The sequence below is a fragment of the Pseudoxanthomonas sp. UTMC 1351 genome, from assembly GCF_040948865.1.
Taxonomy (GTDB): domain Bacteria; phylum Pseudomonadota; class Gammaproteobacteria; order Xanthomonadales; family Xanthomonadaceae; genus Pseudoxanthomonas_A.
Map to the genome: position 1 here is coordinate 36,984 of NZ_JAVGJT010000006.1, position 18,675 is coordinate 55,658.

The 18,675-nt window shown below is 61.7% G+C and carries 22 protein-coding genes; 16 read left to right on the plus strand and 6 right to left on the minus strand.

What is annotated here, in order from left to right:
* Positions 1–28 precede the first annotated feature (28 nt).
* From AB6O04_RS04140 to AB6O04_RS04150, 3 genes are all read left to right on the plus strand, one after another.
* Positions 29–979, plus strand: coding sequence for a calcium/sodium antiporter (locus tag AB6O04_RS04140; RefSeq protein ID WP_368562511.1), 951 nt, complete (start codon positions 29–31; stop codon positions 977–979).
* A 192-nt stretch (positions 980–1,171) separates the two neighbouring features.
* Positions 1,172–2,374: a Na+/H+ antiporter NhaA gene (gene nhaA, locus AB6O04_RS04145; RefSeq protein ID WP_368562512.1), complete on the plus strand. Its 1,203-nt coding sequence runs from the start codon at positions 1,172–1,174 to the stop codon at positions 2,372–2,374.
* Position 2,375: 1 nt separating this feature from the next.
* Entirely contained in the window at positions 2,376–3,236 is an 861-nt protein-coding gene (locus AB6O04_RS04150; protein WP_368562513.1) for a nucleoside-diphosphate sugar epimerase, read from the plus strand.
* Between the two features lie 10 nt (positions 3,237–3,246).
* Here the strand turns inward: AB6O04_RS04150 and AB6O04_RS04155 are convergent, their stop codons facing one another.
* The 3 genes from AB6O04_RS04155 to AB6O04_RS04165 form a co-directional block, all read right to left on the minus strand.
* Positions 3,247–3,726, minus strand: a complete 480-nt coding sequence (locus tag AB6O04_RS04155) for a DUF962 domain-containing protein (RefSeq protein ID WP_368562514.1) — start codon at positions 3,724–3,726, stop codon at positions 3,247–3,249.
* 87 nt (positions 3,727–3,813) lie between these two features.
* The gene (locus tag AB6O04_RS04160; RefSeq protein ID WP_368562515.1) at positions 3,814–4,149 is read right to left on the minus strand and encodes an SMR family transporter; all 336 of its coding nucleotides are present in this window, start codon (positions 4,147–4,149) and stop codon (positions 3,814–3,816) included.
* Positions 4,150–4,330: 181 nt separating this feature from the next.
* Complete coding sequence (locus AB6O04_RS04165; protein ID WP_368562516.1) at positions 4,331–5,284, minus strand: phosphoribosylaminoimidazolesuccinocarboxamide synthase; 954 nt, start codon at positions 5,282–5,284, stop codon at positions 4,331–4,333.
* Positions 5,285–5,476: 192 nt separating this feature from the next.
* On the opposite strand from AB6O04_RS04165, the gene AB6O04_RS04170 reads away from it, so the two are divergent.
* From AB6O04_RS04170 to AB6O04_RS04215, 10 genes are all read left to right on the plus strand, one after another.
* On the plus strand, positions 5,477–5,803 hold the full coding sequence (locus AB6O04_RS04170; RefSeq protein WP_368562862.1) for a DnaJ family molecular chaperone: 327 nt from the start codon (positions 5,477–5,479) through the stop codon (positions 5,801–5,803).
* 153 nt (positions 5,804–5,956) lie between these two features.
* The gene (gene rpe / locus AB6O04_RS04175; protein WP_368562517.1) at positions 5,957–6,631 is read left to right on the plus strand and encodes a ribulose-phosphate 3-epimerase; all 675 of its coding nucleotides are present in this window, start codon (positions 5,957–5,959) and stop codon (positions 6,629–6,631) included.
* Positions 6,632–6,904: 273 nt separating this feature from the next.
* The gene (gene yegS, locus AB6O04_RS04180; RefSeq protein ID WP_368562518.1) at positions 6,905–7,855 is read left to right on the plus strand and encodes a lipid kinase YegS; all 951 of its coding nucleotides are present in this window, start codon (positions 6,905–6,907) and stop codon (positions 7,853–7,855) included.
* Positions 7,856–8,098: 243 nt separating this feature from the next.
* Complete coding sequence (gene trpE, locus AB6O04_RS04185; protein ID WP_368562519.1) at positions 8,099–9,589, plus strand: anthranilate synthase component I; 1,491 nt, start codon at positions 8,099–8,101, stop codon at positions 9,587–9,589.
* A 49-nt stretch (positions 9,590–9,638) separates the two neighbouring features.
* Positions 9,639–10,115, plus strand: a complete 477-nt coding sequence (locus AB6O04_RS04190; protein WP_368562520.1) for a hypothetical protein — start codon at positions 9,639–9,641, stop codon at positions 10,113–10,115.
* Between the two features lie 18 nt (positions 10,116–10,133).
* Entirely contained in the window at positions 10,134–10,712 is a 579-nt protein-coding gene (locus AB6O04_RS04195; protein ID WP_368562521.1) for an aminodeoxychorismate/anthranilate synthase component II, read from the plus strand.
* A gap of 114 nt (positions 10,713–10,826) precedes the next feature.
* Positions 10,827–11,873, plus strand: coding sequence for an anthranilate phosphoribosyltransferase (gene trpD, locus AB6O04_RS04200; protein ID WP_368562523.1), 1,047 nt, complete (start codon positions 10,827–10,829; stop codon positions 11,871–11,873).
* A 2-nt stretch (positions 11,874–11,875) separates the two neighbouring features.
* Positions 11,876–12,217 (plus strand): antibiotic biosynthesis monooxygenase, encoded by a 342-nt coding sequence (locus AB6O04_RS04205; protein WP_368562525.1) that lies wholly within the window; start codon positions 11,876–11,878, stop codon positions 12,215–12,217.
* A 74-nt stretch (positions 12,218–12,291) separates the two neighbouring features.
* Positions 12,292–13,086, plus strand: coding sequence for an indole-3-glycerol phosphate synthase TrpC (gene trpC / locus AB6O04_RS04210; RefSeq protein WP_368562526.1), 795 nt, complete (start codon positions 12,292–12,294; stop codon positions 13,084–13,086).
* Positions 13,083–13,805 (plus strand): haloacid dehalogenase-like hydrolase, encoded by a 723-nt coding sequence (locus AB6O04_RS04215; protein ID WP_368562527.1) that lies wholly within the window; start codon positions 13,083–13,085, stop codon positions 13,803–13,805. The genes trpC and AB6O04_RS04215 overlap by 4 nt, the downstream gene beginning before the upstream one ends.
* A 283-nt stretch (positions 13,806–14,088) precedes the next feature.
* Here AB6O04_RS04215 and AB6O04_RS04220 read toward each other — a convergent pair whose 3' ends face one another.
* Both AB6O04_RS04220 and crp read right to left on the minus strand, forming a co-directional pair.
* Entirely contained in the window at positions 14,089–14,838 is a 750-nt protein-coding gene (locus tag AB6O04_RS04220) for a sulfite exporter TauE/SafE family protein (protein WP_368562528.1), read from the minus strand.
* Between the two features lie 156 nt (positions 14,839–14,994).
* Positions 14,995–15,681 (minus strand): cAMP-activated global transcriptional regulator CRP, encoded by a 687-nt coding sequence (crp, locus tag AB6O04_RS04225; protein WP_337344439.1) that lies wholly within the window; start codon positions 15,679–15,681, stop codon positions 14,995–14,997.
* Between the two features lie 198 nt (positions 15,682–15,879).
* On the opposite strand from crp, the gene speD reads away from it, so the two are divergent.
* Together speD and sugE are read left to right on the plus strand one after the other, a co-directional pair.
* On the plus strand, positions 15,880–16,674 hold the full coding sequence (gene speD / locus AB6O04_RS04230; protein ID WP_337344438.1) for an adenosylmethionine decarboxylase: 795 nt from the start codon (positions 15,880–15,882) through the stop codon (positions 16,672–16,674).
* 176 nt (positions 16,675–16,850) lie between these two features.
* Positions 16,851–17,171: a quaternary ammonium compound efflux SMR transporter SugE gene (gene sugE, locus AB6O04_RS04235; protein ID WP_368562529.1), complete on the plus strand. Its 321-nt coding sequence runs from the start codon at positions 16,851–16,853 to the stop codon at positions 17,169–17,171.
* Positions 17,172–17,422: 251 nt separating this feature from the next.
* On the opposite strand, the gene coq7 is transcribed toward sugE, so the two are convergent.
* Entirely contained in the window at positions 17,423–18,073 is a 651-nt protein-coding gene (coq7, locus tag AB6O04_RS04240; RefSeq protein ID WP_368562530.1) for a 2-polyprenyl-3-methyl-6-methoxy-1,4-benzoquinone monooxygenase, read from the minus strand.
* A 173-nt stretch (positions 18,074–18,246) separates the two neighbouring features.
* Between coq7 and rplM the strand changes: the two genes are divergently transcribed.
* Positions 18,247–18,675 carry a 50S ribosomal protein L13 gene (rplM, locus tag AB6O04_RS04245; RefSeq protein ID WP_368562531.1) on the plus strand — a complete coding sequence of 143 codons (429 nt, stop codon included), beginning with the start codon at positions 18,247–18,249 and terminating at the stop codon, positions 18,673–18,675.

An 18,675-nucleotide genomic window follows, 5' to 3' on the forward strand; every position in this document is an offset into this window, starting at 1 on the left:
CCTGAGTCCAACGGCGGGGAGTAGTGCGATGACGGAAGCATGGGGCTTTTTCGTGCTGGGGCTGGTACTGCTGGCGCTGGGCGGCGATTCCATCGTCAAGGGTGCATCGGGGTTGGCGCAGCGCTTTGGCACTTCGCCGTTCGTGGCAGGTCTGCTGCTAATCGCTTTCGGTACTTCACTGCCTGAGTTGGCTGTCAATGCGCACGCGATTGCGGTCGGTGCGCAGGACCTGGCATTGGGCAACGCGGTGGGCAGCAACATCGCCAACCTCGGTCTCACGCTGGGCATCGCGGCAATGACTGCGCCCTTGCTGATCAGGATGCGACTGCTATCGCCATTGCTGGTGTTGCTGACGGTGGCCACGCTGGCGGTGATCGTCTTCGGTCTGGATGGCGTGATAGGACGAATCGAAGGCGCCGTGCTGCTGTTCGGCTTCGTCGCTATGCTGGTTTTCATATTGGCGCGAAGCACGCGTGAAGATGAGAATGTCCGTGCGGGTATCGTCGCCTATGCTGTCACGCGTCCTATCTTGTGGATGAATCTGCTGCGTTTCCTGGTAGCAGTGGCGCTTTTGTATTTCGGAGCGAAATACGTAGTGCAGAGTGCGCCTGTCATCGGTGCGGGCTGGGGTATTTCCCCGCTGCTGGTCGGCTTGCTTCCAGTCGCTATCGGTACCGCGTTACCGGAACTCGCCGCCGCCATGGCTGCGGCCAAACGCGGTCAAGGCGACATGGTTGCAGGCCATGTCATCGGCTCGAGTCTGTTCAACCTGTTGGTGGTGATAGGCGGCATGGCGGCATTCCGGCCGCTGCCGTTGCCCGAGTCTTTCGTGCAGCTGGAGCTGCCAATCGCCATCGTGCTTTCACTCATGTTGTACCCCATGCTCCGCGGCGACCTGCGCGTCAGCCGAGGCGAGGGCGCCATTCTGTTTGTGGCGTTCGTGGGCTGGGTGGTATTGGAAATTTTGCTGATCGCCTGATGACACTCAGCAAGCTGGATCGGGCTGCCTGTGTCGCGTCCGACAGATGGCGCTCCCATTTGACTCCGTGGATTGACCTCCGAGACAAAGCACCAGGGAGAATTTGGCGGCAACCGGGTGACGAGCTGCGCCGGATGAGGGATGACGTCAAAGGGGTACGTAATTTGTGAGACGCCACACTACAATCTCCGGATGAGCAGACCCAACCCTATCGCGCGCACGCTGAGCCTGTTGACCGAATTCTTCCGTCTGCAATCAGCAGGCGGCATTGTGCTGATGCTGGCCGCCGCTTTGGCGATGATCCTGGCCAACTCACCAGCCAGCCAGTATTACGAAGCTTTTCTGCATCTGCCGGTCGGCTTTGCGGTTGGCGCATTCCGGATGGATGAGCCTGCCGAGTTCTGGATCAACGATCTGCTGATGGCGGTGTTCTTCCTGCTGGTGGCGCTGGAGATCAAGCGCGAAGCCCTGAGTGGGCAGTTGTCCAGTCGCGACCAGATGATGCTGCCGATGCTGTGCGCGCTTGGCGGCGTCATGGTGCCGGCAGTGCTGTACTGGGCGGTCAATCATGGCGAAGCGATTGCAATGCGCGGCTGGGCCATTCCCACGGCTACGGATATCGCATTTGCCCTGGGCATCCTGGCGCTGCTGGGATCGCGCGTTCCGTTTGGCATGAAGCTGCTGCTGTCCACGATAGCGGTCGTGGACGATCTGGTTGCCATTCTGATCATCGCTGTCTTCTACACGCACGAACTGGCGATCGGCATGCTCGTCTGGGCCGCTGCAGGTGCGGGGCTGATGCTGCTGCTCAACTGGCGTGGGGTGAAGCGGCTCTGGCCCTATCTGCTGTTGGGTGCTGTTGTTTGGTATTTCATCCTGAAGTCCGGTGTGCACGCGACGCTGGCAGGCGTGGTGACCGGCTTGCTGATTCCGCTGAAGGGTCGCGACGAGAAAGCAGCCTCGCCGCTGGAAACCTTGGAGCACTCGCTGCACCCTTGGGTGGCGTATCTGATTCTGCCGCTGTTCGCCTTCACCAACGCGGGGCTGTCGCTTGGGGAGCTCAGCATGAGCGATGTGGTGGCACCGGTGCCGTTGGGTATCGGCTTGGGCTTGGTACTTGGCAAGCCCATCGGCATTGTCGCCACCGCGGTGATTACCTCCGCCATCGGCCTGACCAGATACCCGGAGGGCATGAATTTCAAGGCCATGTTGGGCTTGGGAATGCTGTGCGGTGTGGGCTTCACCATGAGTCTTTTCATCACCAATCTGGCGTTCGCTTCCGTGGGCAATCATCTGGTCGAAGCCGCGGTGCTGGGAGTGCTTTGCGGCTCACTGGTATCGGCCACGTTTGGCTGGGTATGGTTGCGATTCACGTTGAAACCGGTCGCCGGCTGAGGTGCGCAAAGCACTGGTCTTCGGTGGTAGCGGTCAGATCGGCGTGCCGCTGCTGGCTCGCCTGCTGCAAGCCGGCTGGCAGGTCTACGCGGTATCGCGTTCATCGCATGAATCGCAGCCGGGATTGCATTGGCTGAGCGGCGAGTTCGGCCGGGCAATGGTGCTGCCCGAGCGCGTGGATGCGATTTTCAGCTTGGGACCTTTGGACCGGTTTGCGCAGTGGTATGCGCAGGAGCAGGTGAGTTCGCCACGGGTCGTGGCGTTCGGTTCGACCAGCCTGGAAACCAAGCAAGCCTCCGCCGACGACTACGAGCGCGACCTGGCGGCGCGGTTGAAAGCCGCCGAAGCGGAGGTGTTCCGTCACGCCGCCGCGCGCGGCGCGCACGCCACATTGCTGCGTCCCACGCTGATCTATGGCGGCGGACACGACAAGTCCCTCACACGCATCGCGGCCGTGGCCAAACGCACGGGCTTCTTCGTGCTGCCTTCGGGTGCTACCGGGTTGCGGCAGCCGGTGCATGTGGTGGACCTCGCCGCCGCCGCGCTGTCGGTGATCGACGCGCCTGCCACTTATGGACGTCACTACGCGCTGCCGGGGGGCGAGGCGCTGGCTTATCGCCAGATGGTGAAACGCACGCTGGCCGCATTGCAGCCACCCGCCAGATTGATCGAAGTGCCGGCGCCATTGTTTCGCGCCATGTTGTGGGCCGCTCGACGAAGTGGGCGAATGCAGGGCTTGAGCGATGCCGCGGTCAACCGGATGCGCGAAGACATGGTGTTTGACGCAGCACCGGCCGCGCGTGATTTCGGCTACGCGCCGCGGCCGTTCCAACCTGATCCAGCCGCATTGGGATTGCGGTAGGAGCGATGTCTCAGTAACGCCAACCCAGCTTGCGATACAGCTTGCTCAAAACCCAGGCGGGGCCGATCAGCAGGTAGGTCAAGTCGGTCAGGAAGCTTGGCTTTTTGCCTTCGATCTTGTGCCCGATGAATTGCGCGACCCACGCGATCACGAACACCGCCAGCGCCAGCCAGAACAGATTCTGCAATCCAAGGGCGGCTTCCAGCCAGCGGGTCAGCCAAGCCATGCTGACAAAGATGGCCAGCATGCCGAAGCCGAGCTGCGGCGAGAGTTTGAAATAGAACAACCACGCGCCGAACATCGCCATCGCCGCCCAGGCGCCCGATTTCACCCAGGTACCGAACACCGGGATACACCAAAGCAGCGCGACGACCGTCCAAAGTATCGCCGGCACCGCAAAGATATGAATCAGCTGATTGGTGTCGTTCTGGTGGTCGCCGGAATAGCTGGCGAACCACCGGTCCACCGGGCGTTTGGTCGTCGCGTTCATTCATCCCTCCCGAGGATTCAGTTCGCCAGGGTATGGAGCATAGCGCAGCCGGGCAGCGGACGCTGAGCCGGCCGTCACCCGTGGGAATCAGTGCGCAGCGGTTTTGGAGAACAGTTGGATCACGATGACGCCGGCCACTACCAGCCCCATGCCCAGCATGGCGGGGAGGTCCAGCGGCTGCTTCAGCACCAGCCAACCCACCAGCGAAATCAACACGATGCCCACACCGGACCAGATCGCGTAGGTCACGCCCACTGGAATCGCTTTCATCACCAGCGACAGACTATAAAACGCGATTGCATAGCCGAGCGCGACAACCAACGAAGGCCCCAGGCGTGTGAAACCATTCGACGCCTTTAGCGCACTCGTCGCGATGACCTCGGCCACGATGGCCACACCCAGCAAGACGTAGGCGGTATTCATGCGGCAAACTCCATGCAACGGCTGGGCGGGGGCGAAGCCTACTTCACAGCGCACTGAACCCATGCTGTCCTGGAGCGTTTGATCTTTTCGTGGATTTGCGTGCAAAGCGGCCGACATCATCGTGATATCGGCCGCACAGTCGAATGCTGTATGCGTGCTTACGCAACCAGACGGACGGCGATCAATCGACCTGGATATCGGCCAGCTTCTGCAGCGCCTCGGCGTACTTGGCACGCGTGCGCTCTATCACTTCGGCCGGTAATTTAGGACCAGGCGCGGTCTTGCCCCAGTCCAGCGTTTCCAGATAGTCGCGCACAAACTGCTTGTCGTAGCTTGGCGGGCTGGTGCCGACTTCGTACTCATCCGCCGGCCAATAGCGTGAGGAGTCCGGTGTCAGCATCTCGTCCATGATGTATAGGCGGCCGTTTTCGTCGGTGCCGAATTCGAACTTGGTATCGGCCAGCAGGATGCCGCGTTCGGCCGCATATTCGGCTGCGTAACGGTAAATACGCAGGGTGGCATCGCGCACTCGCTCCGCCAGTTCTGCGCCCACTGTCCTTACCATAGCGTCGAAATCGATGTTTTCATCGTGATCGCCGACAGCTGCCTTGGTCGAAGGAGTAAAGATCGGTTCGGATAGTTTTTCCGCCTGACGCAGACCGTCAGGCAATTCGATACCGCTGACCTTGCCGGTGCGCTGGTAGTCCTTCCAGCCGCTGCCGATCAGATAGCCACGTGCGATCGCTTCCACCGGTACCGGCTTCAGCCGCTTGGTCACCACGGCTCGCTTGGCGTACAGCGCCGCGTCCACGCCTTCCGGCAGCACGCTGGCCACGTCGATGCCGGTCAGGTGATTGGGCATCAGGTGGGCGGTCTTGGCGAACCAGAAATTGGAGATCTGGCACAGCATCTCGCCCTTGCCGGGAATCGGATCGGGCAGCACCACGTCGAAGGCGCTGAGGCGATCGGTGGCCACCATCAACAGGTAATCGCCCGTGAAAGCGGCATTGGACGAGCCACCCGCAAGCACATCGGCAGGCAAGCGCTCGCGTGGGATATCGAACACATCGCGGACCTTGCCGCGGTGGCGCAGCGGAAGGCCGGGCAGATCGGATTGGAGCAACGTCGTAGGCACAGACACTCCTTGGGGAGTTTGGAAAACCATCACGGTGATCCGCAGGCGCCGGCGCAGCCGGTCGTCCTGCGCCCCGGCGGTGGTTCCATTCCCGCCAGGCGGGGCCGGGTTCCGAACCGGGCCGCGTAGTGTACGGCGACCGGCGTCGTCATGTGCCGTAAAATGCCGGGATTGATGGAGAAGATCGGTCCGATGAAGCGCTGGTACGGGAAATTGCTGGGATTTGTTGCCGGATGGCTGCTGATGCGGCACCCGGCGGGCGCGCTCATCGGTCTTCTGATCGGCCATGCCTTCGACGAGGATTGGTTCAAGCTCAGTCGGGACAACCCCTATCGCGTGTTCAATCTGACCAGCGATGCCAGCGACGCCGAGATCGACCAAGCGTACCGTCGTCTGATTTCGCAGTATCACCCGGACAAGATGGGTGGTGTCGCCGATGATCTGCGCCGCCAAGCCGAAAAGAAAGCCGGCGAAATCAACGCTGCCTATGACCGTATCAAGGCGCTGCGCAAGCGCTGAGAATCTGTTCAAAGTCTTGCTGCGCTTGCCATCTGGTGCGCGTGCGGTGCTCGAAATGCTCATTCACTTGTATGTACACTGCGCTTTCTGCGCTCCGCCACGCGCCAGCTGGCTGCGCTCGCGACAGACTTTAAACAGGTTCTAAGCATCATCATGTCCAACTGCATCATCGCCCCGTCCATCCTCTCCGCAGATTTCGCCCGTTTGGGCGAAGAGGTGGACAACGTGCTCGCAGCCGGCGCCGACTGGGTGCATTTCGACGTCATGGACAACCACTACGTGCCCAATCTCACCATCGGCCCGCTGGTTTGTTCGGCGCTGCGCAAACACGGCGTCACCGCGCCGATCGATGTGCACTTGATGGTAGAGCCAGTCGACCGCATCGTCCCGGACTTCGCCGAAGCCGGCGCCAGCATCATCAGCTTCCATCCCGAAGCCAGCCGCCACGTCCACCGTACTATCCAGCTCATCAAGTCGCATGGCTGCAAGGCCGGCCTGGTGCTGAACCCCGGCACGCCAGTGGATGCGCTGGACTGGGTGCTGGAAGACCTGGACCTGGTACTTCTGATGTCGGTCAATCCCGGCTTTGGCGGGCAGGCGTTCATCCCCTCGGCGCTGGACAAGCTGCGCACGGTCCGCAAGAAGATCGACGCCACCGGCAAGCCCATCCGCCTGGAGATCGATGGCGGAGTGAAGGCGGAAAACATCGGCGAGATCGCCGCGGCCGGCGCCGACGCCTTCGTCGCCGGGTCGGCGATCTTCAGTGCCCCGGATTATGCGGACGTGATCCGCCGGATGCGCCAGGCCGTGGCCGCGGCGCGCGGCTGATCGCGCACAGCAGAAGGGCGATGACTCGCGTCACCGCCCCGGAATGTTGGAGGCTTATCCTGCCTCCGCCCGTCGTCCCTGCTATGGCCTTCCACGCTACGTCGCGGGTATGACCGAATGATGACACTAGCGGTTTTTGTCGCAGCCGTGAGTCACGGCGCGCCGGAGCGATGGGTGCCATTGCGGTCCACATGCGGCGAGGTCAGCGTCGCGCGACCGACGTTGCTGCTACAAGGGGACTGATAAGCTCGGCCCGTTCCGCAAGGTAGCTTCATGACCACACCGCATTGGCGTCTGATCCTCAATGGAAAGTCCGCGGGCGATGACGACCTGCGTAGCGCGGTCGGCCGTTTGCGCGAGCAGGGCCTCGCATTGGATGTGCGGGTCACCTGGGAGGGTGGCGACAGCGAACGCTATGTCGCCGAGGCGATCGCCGACGCCGTGGACGTCATCGTCGCCGCCGGGGGCGACGGAACGCTGAGCGAGGTCGCCAGCGCATTGGCGCACCGTGATCAGCCGGCCGAGAGCTTGCCCGCGCTGGGGTTGGTGCCGCTGGGCACGGCCAACGATTTCGCCGCCGCCGCCGGTATTCCTGAAGAACCGCTGCCGGCGCTGCAGTTGATTAACGCCACTCCTGCGTTGCCAGTGGACCTGCTGCGGGTCGACGCGGACGACAGCAGCTACTGGTGCGTCAATTTGGCCAGCGGCGGTTTTGGAACCGAGGTAACGGTGGAGACCGACGCAGGCCTGAAGAAGATGCTGGGAGGCTTGGCCTATCTGATTACCGGCATAGCCAAGCTCGGCAAGATCGAACCCACCCGTGCACGGCTGCAGGGACCGGATTTCGCCTGGGAAGGTGATTTCATCGCGCTAGGCATCGGCAACGGCCGTCAAGCCGGCGGCGGGCAGGCGCTGTGTCCGGATGCGCGGATCGATGACGGCCTACTGGATCTGACCGTGGTGCCGGAACTGTCCGGCGAAGTCGCCGCCATCCTGGGTACCTTGGCTGCCGCCGAAGGCCGCGATGCGGCGCTGGATCGGGTGGCGGTGCGCGCGCAGCTGCCTTGGGTCGAACTGGCGGCGGAAGCACCATTGGTTCTGAATCTGGATGGCGAACCGGTGGAGGCGCGCCGTTTCCGTATCGCCTGCGTCCCGGCGCGGCTGCGCATGCATCTGCCGGTCGATTGTCCGTTGCTGTCCGCCGGTCGTTCGCCGCCGGTCTAGCGGCGAGGAATGGCTGCCAGCCGCCATGCCTGCCTCGCCGGTTCGACAAAGCGTCCGCCTCCGGCCCACCCTTTGGGAAATCCTGGTCTGCGGTCGGAGTGAACCAGATCGCGCGATCGGCTAAGCTAGCTTCCGTGAACTGCCAGACGGTCCAGCACTCCGTTCTTTCCGCACGCCATGGGTGGCGATGGTGGCCCGTTGCCGTCGTCTGCCGTGCCCCAGTGACCCGGAAGGAACTCCGTCTTGATCTCGCTCGAACAATTTCAGCAGTACGCCGCTAGCGGCGATAGCCCTGGCTCTTACAACCGCGTCCCCGTTGTCCGCGAAGTGCTGTCGGATTTGGACACGCCGCTTTCGGTTTATCTGAAACTCGCCGACGCGCCCTATACCTATCTGCTGGAATCGGTGGAAGGCGGCGAACGTTTCGGCCGTTACTCCATCATCGGACTGCCCGCCAAGCGCGTCATCAGTTTCCGTGGCCATTCGCTGGAGATTCGCGAGAACGGCGAACTGGTCGAGGCCCGTGAGGTGTCCGACCCTTTCGCCGAAGTCGAAGCGCTGCGTGCCGCGCATTCCGTGCCCAAGCTGGAGGGGCTCCCGGGTTTCACCGGCGGACTGGTGGGCTGGTTCGGGTTCGAGTGCATCGGTTATATCGAGCCGCGGCTGGCCACCGGCGACAAACCCGATGAGCTGAATACTCCCGACATCCTGTTGATGCTGTCGGAAGAATTGGCGGTCTTTGACAATCTGAAGGGCCGTCTTTACCTGATCGTCCATGCCGATCCGCGCGAAGCAAACGCCTGGGAGAACGCCCAGGCGCGACTGGATGCGCTGACCCAGAAGCTGCGCCAGCCAGGCGCCGGCTATCCCGCGCCGATCACGCGCGATGTGCTGGACGAGAGCCATTTTGTTTCCGGCTTCACCCGCAATGGCTTCATCGCGGCGGTGGAGAAATCCAAGGAATACATCCGCGCTGGCGATATCTTCCAGGTGGTGCTGTCGCAGCGGCTCAGCGTGCCGTTCAGCGCGCGCCCGGTGGATGTCTATCGCGCGCTGCGGGCACTGAACCCGTCGCCGTATATGTACTTCCTGGATGTCGGGGACATCCAGGTGGTTGGTTCGTCGCCAGAGATATTAGTGCGGCTGGATGGCGATGAAGTCACGGTGCGTCCCATCGCCGGCACGCGCCCGCGCGGCAAGACGCATGAGGAAGATCTCGCGCTGGAAGCCGAACTGCTGGCTGACCCCAAGGAGCGCGCCGAACATCTGATGCTGATCGACCTGGGCCGCAACGACGCCGGTCGCGTATCGAAGGCGGGCACCGTGGAAGTAGGCGAACAGTTCGTCATCGAGCGCTACAGCCACGTGATGCACATCGTTAGCGAAGTCACCGGGAAGTTGCTCCCCGGCCTGAGTTACGCCGATGTGTTGCGTGCAACATTCCCGGCCGGCACCGTCAGCGGCGCCCCCAAGATTCGCGCGCTGGAAGTGATCCGTGAGTTGGAGCCGATCAAACGCAACGTCTATGCCGGCAGCATCGGCTACATCGGCTGGCACGGCGATGCCGACACCGCCATCGCGATCCGCACCGCTGTCATCAAGGACGGTCGGCTGCACGTGCAGGCTGGCGCTGGCATCGTCTACGACTCGGACCCGGAGAAGGAATGGGACGAGACGATGAACAAGGGCAGGGCGTTGTTCAGGGCTGTGGCTGAGGCGGCCAAGGGTTTGTGAGCGACTATCTCAGGTTCTGCCTGGGATATGGATGCTTGGGGAAAAGGCTATGAAAAAATTTGATAAGGCGGCATTCGAGCTAACCGTCTTTCAAGAGTTCAGTAAGCTGGTGGGCTTGAATGTGGATGAAGGAGCTATCTGGCAGTTGCCCCCACCGAACCCTGACATTTGTTGTTCGGTAGATGGAGTTGAAAGGCGATTCGAGCTTACCTTGATTACCGATCCTACAATTGAAAGAAAGGTAAGAACCAGCACATCGTTCTACTCTAACTTCAAGATTGAGATTCACGATCTGGTTGAACGTATCAGGAGTAAGGCTGATAAGGCCTATCAGTCCGGGTCCGTCATCGAACTGGTTCTGCATGAAGGAGCGACTCCAATAGATGATCTCTGGCTTTATGATCAACACGCCCTCAATGAATCCATGGAAATGGCGACCAGAGAGTCGCAGTTCGGCCGAATTTGGTTGGTTGATTTTTCTAACGAAAAGTATCGTGTTTACCCATCTAGCTATTCGACATCTTGAAATGCGAGAGAAGCTACCGTGCTGCTAATGCTCGACAACTACGACAGCTTCACCTACAACCTCGTCCAGTACCTGCAATCACTGGGGGCTGAGGTGAAGGTGGTGCGCAACGATGCGATGACGGTGGACGAGATAGAGAAACTCGCGCCCGAGCGCATCGTTATTTCACCCGGACCATGCACGCCAAACGAAGCCGGGGTTTCGCTTGAGTTGATCGAACGGCTCGGGAGGACGACACCTATTCTCGGTGTTTGCCTGGGCCACCAAAGCATTGGTCAGGCGTACGGCGGTGATGTGGTGCGCGCCGGCAACATCATGCATGGCAAGACCTCGCGCATCCGCCATGAAGGAAAGGGCGTATTCGCCGGTCTCCCGGATGCATACGAAGCGACTCGCTATCACTCGCTGGTGGTGGATCGCGCGACGCTGCCGGACCGCCTGGAGATCACCGCATGGACCGAGAACCAGGACGGCAGCTTTGAAGAGATCATGGGATTGCGGCACAAGGAGTACCCGGTGGAAGGCGTGCAGTTCCATCCGGAATCCATCTTGACCGAGCATGGCCATGCATTGCTGAAGAATTTTCTAGAGAAGTAGGCAGAAGCGGGAACGGGGAACAGGGAACAGGGAATGAACGTTTCCCTCGACCGGAGGCTCTCCGACTCCAGCCATCTGCCCCGTTCCCCATTCCCCGTTCCCGGCCCTAACCCCATGCCCATCACGCCCTCAGAAGCCCTACAACGCACCATCGAGCACCGCGAAATCTTCCATGACGAAATGGTCGATCTGATGCGGCAAATCATGCGCGGCGATGTTTCGCCCACGATGTCGGCAGCGATCCTGACCGGCTTGCGGGTCAAAAAGGAAACCATCGGGGAAATCGCCGGCGCGGCCACCGTGATGCGCGAGTTCTCGCGCACGGTCGATGTGCCGGATAAGCGCCATCTGGTCGACATTGTCGGTACCGGCGGCGACGGCTCGCATACCTTCAATATCTCCACGGCTTCGATGTTCGTTGCCGCCGCGGCGGGTGCCAAGATCGCCAAGCATGGCAATCGCAGCGTGTCCTCGAAATCCGGCAGCGCGGATGTGCTGGAAGCGCTCGGTGCGGCCATCGAGTTGCAGCCGGAACAGGTGGCGCAAAGCATCGCGTCGACGGGTATCGGCTTCATGTTCGCGCCGGTCCATCATCCCGCTATGAAAGTGGTGGCGCCGGTGCGACGCGAAATGGGTGTGCGCACCATCTTCAATATCCTGGGTCCGCTGACCAATCCAGCGGGCGCGCCGAACATCCTGATGGGCGTGTTCCATCCCGACCTGGTCGGTATCCAGGCGCGCGTGCTGCTGGAACTCGGCGCGGAGCGCGCGCTGGTGGTTTGGGGTCGCGATGGGATGGATGAACTGTCGCTGGGCGCCGGCACGCTGATCGGCGAGCTGCGCGACGGCGTAGTGCGCGAATACGAACTGCACCCCGAGGATTTCGGCATCGCCATGGCGGCGAGCCGCAACTTGCGGGTAGCCGATGCGGCCGAATCGAAAGCGATGCTGCTAGGCGTGCTGGACAACCGACCGGGACCGGCGCGCGAGATCGTCGTGCTGAATGCGGGTGCGGCGCTCTACGTCGCCGGCGTCGTAGAAAGTATCGAAGAAGGCATCGCCCACGCACGCGATGCGATCACTACCGGCAAGGCCCTCGCCAAGTTGGAGGAGTTTGTTGCCGCGACGCGCGCCTTGTCCACACCACCCACAGGAGCCTAGCCATGAGCGCCAGCGGATTCGCCCGCCTGCCCAAGCCACCGTACTACGCCGTGATCTTCTCTTCGCAGCGCACCGACCAGGACGATGAGGGCTACGGTGCAACCGCGCAGCGGATGGTGGAACTGGCGCAACAGCAGCCGGGATACCTGGGCGTGGAGTCGACGCGAGGCGCCGATGGTTTCGGCATCACCGTGGCCTACTGGGAGAGCGAGGACGCGATCCGTGCCTGGCGCCAGCATGCCGAACACACCGCCGCCCGGGAGCAAGGGCGGCGCGATTGGTACCGGCACTTCGAGCTGCGCATCGCCAAAGTGGAGCGCGCGTACGGGTGGAACAAGGATTGATCCGATCCGTATCGGTTGCAAAACGATAAGTGCGAGAATGCCGCTCTCGCGAACGCGAGAATGACAGGACACCAATGAGCGACATCCTTAACACCATTCTGGCCCGCAAGGCGGAAGAGATCGCTGCACGCAGCGCACGCGTGCCACAGGCGGAACTCGTTGCGCGCGCGGCTGATGCGCCGCCGGCGCGCGGTTTCGCCGCTGCCCTGCAGGCGGCTATCGCGCAGGGTGACCCGGCGGTGATCGCGGAGGTGAAAAAGGCTAGTCCGTCCAAGGGCGTGATACGTCCTGATTTCCGGCCAGCGGATATCGCGGTCAGCTATGAATTCGGCGGCGCAGCTTGTTTGTCCGTTCTGACCGACGTCGATTTCTTCCAAGGCGCTGATGCCTATCTACAACAGGCACGCGAGGCGTGCACATTGCCGGTGTTGCGCAAGGACTTCACTGTCGACCCGTATCAGGTCTATGAAGCGCGCGTGCTGGGCGCGGACTGCATCCTGCTGATCGTCGCTGCGTTAGACGATACGCAACTGGTCGAACTCTCCAGCCTGGCGATGCAGCTGGAAATGGATGTGCTGGTGGAAGTGCACGACATTGATGAACTCGAGCGCGCGTTGCAGGTGCCGGTGCCGCTGATCGGCATCAACAACCGCAACCTGCGTACCTTCGAGGTCTCGCTGGACACCACGTTGTCGATGAAAGACGCCGTGCCCAAGGATCGGCTGCTGGTCACCGAGAGCGGCATCCTGGTGCCCGGCGACGTGACCAGGATGCGCGCGGCTGGTGTGGATGCCTTCCTGGTCGGCGAGACTTTCATGCGGGCCGAGGAGCCGGGCGAAGCGTTGCGTCAGCTATTCTTTGCCGCATGAACGACTTGGTTTATCCAGAACCGCACGCCGATGCGCCATTGGTGGTGTTTGATTTCGATCACACCCTGTACGACGGCGATTCTGGTGGTCATTTGGTCAAGTGGCTGATCAAGCGAAATCCGTTGCGGATCGCCGCCGCACTGGCCGCTTCGGTAGTGCTGGGGCCGATGGTTGCGTTTCTGCCGACCCGTCGCCGTGGGGTTTCAGGCTATATCTGGATCGGAACGTTCGGCCTGCATGGCCGGCGCAGTTTCGATGCATTGATCGATCGCTATGTGGCGACTCATTGCGAGGAAGTGCAGGGCCGGTTGCTGCCGGTGGCTTTGGAAGTATTCCGCCAGCATCGGTTAGCCGGAGACCGCGTGGTCGTCGCCACCGGCGCGCCGCCGGAGCTGGCGCGCGCCATTCTCAGCTTCGTCGCGCATGAGGATGTGCCCGTCGTCGGCACGGCGGTCGGACCCCGCTGGGGAGCCGTGGTGGCCGTTCGTCACTGCCACAGCGAAGAAAAAATGCGGATGCTGCGCGAGCGCGGCTACGGCGATGTGGCGGTTGCTTATTCCGACAGCAGCGCCGATCTTCCGCTGCTCAAGGCGGCGCACCGGCCTGTGGTGGTAAATCCAAAAAAAGCGCGTGAGGCGTTTTTCCGGCGCGTGTTGCCCAGGGACACGCCCATCCTCAATTGGGGATGTGAAAGCAGGGGTGGCGAGCGAGGCGCGTAGGCTTTGGTCTTCTCGTAGAGCGGAGCTGCGCCACGCGATGGCGCCGAGTCCGTAGCAATGACGCCGTCGCAACGGTAGGCCGACAATGAATGGCCGCGAAGGTGCTTCTCGTAGAGCGGAGCTTGCTCCGCTGCTCTTAACTTGCATATGCCAAGAAGAGCAGCCGAGCAAGCTCGGCTCTACAAAAGCACGGATGCGTCTCCTGTGGGAGTGGTGGCGGCATGCCGCTGCCGGTGAGTCGCGATTGATGTTTATGGTCGCGATCGCAACGCCTGCAGCGAACTCAGAACAGCCAAGCCCGACCAATGTGGTAAAGACTGATGCACAACACCACCACGCCAACGATGGTCAACACGGTGCGTTCGGAGACGTGCCTCACCAGGTACGCAGCGAAAGGCGCCGCCAAGGCGCCGCCGATCAACAGTCCCAGCACGATCTCCAGATGCTGGATGCCGATGGACAGGAAGAAGGTCAGCGATACGGCCAGGGTGATCACGAACTCGGCGGCATTGACTGTGCCGATCGTCGTGCGCGCCTTGCCGCCGCCTGCGAGCAGCGTGGACGTCGCAAGCGGTCCCCAGCCGCCGCCGCCGCTGGCATCCAGCAAGCCGGCGAAGAACCCCAACACCGGTACCCGGCGGATTTCCTGCTTGGGTACGAACTTGCCCGCCGAACGGAACAGAATCAACACTGAAAGCGCGAGAAGGTAGACATAGACGAACGGCCGGATGAGTTCGCCTGGCAATTGGGTCAGCACGTAGGCGCCGATGACCCCGCCTATGGTGCCGGAGATGGTCAGCCGCCAGAACAGTCGTTTGTCGATGTTGCGGAAGTAGGCGTGGGAAGCGCCGGAAACGCCCGTGGTGAAAACTTCGGCGGTATGCACGCTGGCGCTCACCGCCGCCGGCGGCAAGCCCATGCCGAGCAGGATGGAGGAGGACACTAGGCCGAATGCCATGCCCAGGGCGCCGTCTACCAGTTGTGCTGCCAAACCGATGACGATGAACCAGTAAAACTCGCTCCCAAATTCCATCCAGTGCTCCCGCGGGCAGGGCTTACCCGTGTGTCACTGCCAGAATAGCGGAGACGGGTCGACGATGTGCCGATTCGCGATGGCAGCGGATGCGAGTCGAAAACGGCGCTCGCCTGGATGCCGCCAGGTAAGTTTATTCACATTGACCGGCACGACTTAACGAGTGCCGTAGAGCACAACCGTCTTACCGCGCGCATGCAAGGCGCCATCGGCCTGCAGCTTCTTCAGGACGCGGCCGGCCATCTCACGCGAGCAACCAACCAGCCGTGCCAGTTCCTGGCGCGAGACACGCAGCTGCGTACCTTGAGGATGGCTCATCGCTTCCGGCTCGCGCGCCAAGTCGTGCAGGGTGCGAACAATGCGGTCCGTCACATCCAGGAATGCCAAGCGGCTGGCTTTCCTGCTGGTATCCAGCAAGCGCCGTGACAGCTGTGCGCCGATGGAATACAGCAGCTTCGGCGCATCGGCGGACAACGATCCGAGGAACAGCTGATGCAAGCGCTCGTAGCTGATCTCGGCGAGTTCGCACTGGGTGCGAGTGCGCAGGATGACTTCGCGTCGGTCAGATTCGATGAACAGGCCCATCTCACCGACGAATTCGCCAGAGCCGAAGTAACCCAGCACCAGCTCTCGGTCGTCGTCCTCTTCGGTAATGATGCTGACCGAGCCGCTGACCACGTAGTACAGGGTGCCGGCGGGGTCTCCAGGACGGAAAACGTCCGCACGGGCCGGATAGCGGCGGCGGTGGCTGTGGGCGAGGAATCGCTCTATGGCGGCGGCGTCCGGCGTCAACGGACTGGCGGCTGGTCGAGCGGGGGCGATAAAGTGGTTGCCTGGGCTCATGGGTGTTTCAGGGCGGTTAATCTATGAAGCTTAGTCCGAATACGCCCCCAACAGCAAACCTCGCGATGCAAGTGATGGGCCAAAGCCGCGTCGGAGCACCGACGGCCGATGCGCCGTCCCCTAGGCAGACGTTTCGTTGTAACGTTATTTGCCGCATAATCGCGCCCCTCTCCCGCTTCCCCCACAGGGATCGCCGCCGTGGTCAAACCACTGCCTCGCCTCAGGCTGCAAGGCTTCAACAACCTCACCAAGGCGCTGAGCTTCAATATCTACGACGTCTGCTATGCGGTCTCCGAAGAGGAGCGCCAGCGCTACATCGCGTACATCGATGAAGAGTACAACGCCGATCGCCTGACCCAGATCCTGACCGACGTGGCCGAGATCATCGGCGCCAACATCCTGAATGTGGCCCGCCAGGACTACGATCCGCAGGGGGCGTCGGTGACCATCCTGATCTCCGAAGAACCTGTGATCGACAAGAAACAGGCCGGCAAGGAAATTATTTCCGACGCGGTGGTGGCGCATATGGACAAGAGCCATATCACCGTCCACACCTATCCGGAAACCCACCCCCAGCACGGTATCGCCACGTTCCGGGCCGACATCGACGTCGCTACCTGCGGCGTCATCTCGCCACTGAAGGCTTTGAACTACCTGATCGAAAGCCTGGAATCCGACATCGTCATCATGGATTACCGGGTGCGTGGCTTCACGCGCGACGTGAAAGGCAAGAAACACTACATCGATCACAAAATCAACTCGATCCAGAACTTTCTGGCCAATAACATCAAGTCGCGCTACGAGATGTTCGATGTCAATGTCTATCAGGAAAACATCTTCCACACCAAGATGCACCTGAAGGACTTCGACCTGGATCAGTACCTGTTCGAAGAAAAAGCCAAGAATCTGTCGTTCAAGGAACGCATGAAGATCGAAGCGTTGCTCAAGCGCGAGATCGAGGAGCTGTTCCACGGTCGCAATCTGGTGGAGTGAGCATGAGCGGGTTTGCCGGCCGGGGTTACGCCTGGTTCGGATTGCCTGCGATAGATTCGCTTTGCAATGAATACAGCGGGACGACCCGCATGCGGCCGTGGTGCTGCATTACGTAGACCGACGGCGGTCCGGAGCGAAGGCTCCGGACCGCTTTTTTTTAGGCTTGGAGGTACATCATGGCTTGGTTCTATCTTCTGCTTGCCGGACTTTTTGAGATTGGTTTCGCGATCGGCCTCAAGTACACCGAAGGATTCACCCGGCTGTGGCCGAGTGTCGGTACTGTGGTTTCCGCGGCAATCAGCCTGTGGCTGCTGACGCAGGCGTTGAAGGCGATTCCAGTTGGCACGGCCTACGCGATATGGACCGGCATCGGTGCGGCCGGCGTGGCAATGCTGGGCATTGTCCTGTTTTCCGAGAGTGCTTCGCTGCCGCGGTTGCTCTGCATCGCGGCGATCGTGGCGGGTGTGATTGGCCTGAAGGTCACTTCGGCCGGCTGAGCTTTGGGGGGCGGGCAGCAGATATCGCGTTAAGAAGCACCTGCTGTAGGAGCGCCGTCCCGGCGCGAGCTCTTCGCTTTAGTGGCGATTTGATGGAAAGAGCTCGCGGCGGGACGCCGCTCCTACAAAAGCGAACGATCATGACCCCGTAGGAGCGCCGTCTCGGCGCGAGCTCTTTGCCTTTATCGTGATCCCACAGGAAGAGCTCGCGGCGGGACGCCGCTCCTACGGGCCGTCCGGCAAGAGGTTCCCTACAAGCGGTAGGCGATCGCCTTCATCAGGTTCGACGCGCCTGCCATCAAGGTGGGAATAGGGGGCGGGAGCGCGCGGGCGCCGGCTTGCTCGGCGTGATCGGCGTGGCGCGCTTCGTCTTCCTTCATCACGCTCAGGATGTCGCGGCTGCGCAGATCGGCTTCCGGCAGAGTCTGCAGGTGCTCATCCAAGTGCGCCTCGACCTGACGCTCGGTTTCCACTACGAAGCCCAGGCTCCAGCCGTCGCCGCGCAACCCTGCCAGCGCGCCCAGGGCATAACTGCCGGCGTACCACAGCGGATTGAACAGGCTGGGGCGGCTGTCCAGTTCACGTAGCCGATCGGCGCACCAGGCAAGGTGATCGGTTTCTTCCTGGGCGGCTTCCAGCAAATACTGACGAGTCTCTGCATCGCGTGCGACTGCCGCCTGGCCGAAGTACAGCCCCTGGGCGCAGATCTCACCGACATGGTTGATGCGCATCAGTCCTGCTGCGTGGCGCTGCTCGGCTGGATCGAGCTCCACATCCGGGGTGCCGGCAGCAGGGTTGGGACGATGGGCCGGGGGCGCACCGAGGACGGTTTCCAGTCCGCGCTGGGCTTCGATCAGCAGCCGATCAAAGGGAGAGAGAGTACGGGTCACCATGGCGGGCATTGTGCCGGTGCTCGTGCGGCAGGTGTAGATCCTGGACTCTCCGCCTAGGGCGACTTGCGCGAAAATTCGCCGGCCCGTACAATTCCGCTTCTGTCGTTCCGCAATCCACAACGCGTGGCAAAGTTCCGCCAGATCACCGGCCGGAATCAGCCCGACCAAACCAAGAGCTATTCATGACTACTTTCACCGCCAAGTCCGAGACCGTCCAGCGCGACTGGTATCTCGTCGACGCCACCGGCAAGACGCTAGGCCGTCTGTCCACCGAGCTGGCCCGCCGCCTGCGCGGCAAGCACAAGCCTGTGTACACCCCCCACGTTGATACCGGCGATTATCTGGTGGTGATCAACGCCGAAAAGATTCACGTGACCGGCAACAAGCTGGCCGACAAGAAGTATCACCGCTTCACCGGTTACATTGGTAACCTGAAGACCGAGACGCTGGCTCAGGCGCTGGAGCGCCACCCGGAGCGCGTTATCGAGATCGCGGTGAAAGGCATGTTGCCGAAAGGCACATTGGGTCGCGATATGTACCGCAAACTCAAGGTTTACGCAGGCCCCAACCACCCGCACGCCGCCCAGCAGCCGCAAGTCCTGGATATCTGA

Excerpts from the sequence above, each read along its gene's own strand:
- AB6O04_RS04215 (WP_368562527.1), top strand. The coding sequence starts at position 13,083 with ATGAACGACTTGGTTTATCCAGAACCGCACGCCGATGCGCCATTGGTG.
- AB6O04_RS04220 (WP_368562528.1), bottom strand. The coding sequence starts at position 14,838 with ATGGAATTTGGGAGCGAGTTTTACTGGTTCATCGTCATCGGTTTGGCA.
- AB6O04_RS04155 (WP_368562514.1), bottom strand. The coding sequence starts at position 3,726 with ATGAACGCGACGACCAAACGCCCGGTGGACCGGTGGTTCGCCAGCTAT.
- coq7 (WP_368562530.1), bottom strand. The coding sequence starts at position 18,073 with ATGCCCGCCATGGTGACCCGTACTCTCTCTCCCTTTGATCGGCTGCTG.
- nhaA (WP_368562512.1), top strand. The coding sequence starts at position 1,172 with ATGAGCAGACCCAACCCTATCGCGCGCACGCTGAGCCTGTTGACCGAA.
- AB6O04_RS04205 (WP_368562525.1), top strand. The coding sequence starts at position 11,876 with ATGAGCGCCAGCGGATTCGCCCGCCTGCCCAAGCCACCGTACTACGCC.
- rplM (WP_368562531.1), top strand. The coding sequence starts at position 18,247 with ATGACTACTTTCACCGCCAAGTCCGAGACCGTCCAGCGCGACTGGTAT.
- trpD (WP_368562523.1), top strand. The coding sequence starts at position 10,827 with ATGCCCATCACGCCCTCAGAAGCCCTACAACGCACCATCGAGCACCGC.
- AB6O04_RS04190 (WP_368562520.1), top strand. The coding sequence starts at position 9,639 with ATGAAAAAATTTGATAAGGCGGCATTCGAGCTAACCGTCTTTCAAGAG.
- rpe (WP_368562517.1), top strand. The coding sequence starts at position 5,957 with ATGTCCAACTGCATCATCGCCCCGTCCATCCTCTCCGCAGATTTCGCC.
- yegS (WP_368562518.1), top strand. The coding sequence starts at position 6,905 with ATGACCACACCGCATTGGCGTCTGATCCTCAATGGAAAGTCCGCGGGC.
- AB6O04_RS04160 (WP_368562515.1), bottom strand. The coding sequence starts at position 4,149 with ATGAATACCGCCTACGTCTTGCTGGGTGTGGCCATCGTGGCCGAGGTC.
- trpC (WP_368562526.1), top strand. The coding sequence starts at position 12,292 with ATGAGCGACATCCTTAACACCATTCTGGCCCGCAAGGCGGAAGAGATC.
- sugE (WP_368562529.1), top strand. The coding sequence starts at position 16,851 with ATGGCTTGGTTCTATCTTCTGCTTGCCGGACTTTTTGAGATTGGTTTC.
- crp (WP_337344439.1), bottom strand. The coding sequence starts at position 15,681 with ATGAGCCCAGGCAACCACTTTATCGCCCCCGCTCGACCAGCCGCCAGT.
- AB6O04_RS04170 (WP_368562862.1), top strand. The coding sequence starts at position 5,477 with ATGAAGCGCTGGTACGGGAAATTGCTGGGATTTGTTGCCGGATGGCTG.
- AB6O04_RS04140 (WP_368562511.1), top strand. The coding sequence starts at position 29 with ATGACGGAAGCATGGGGCTTTTTCGTGCTGGGGCTGGTACTGCTGGCG.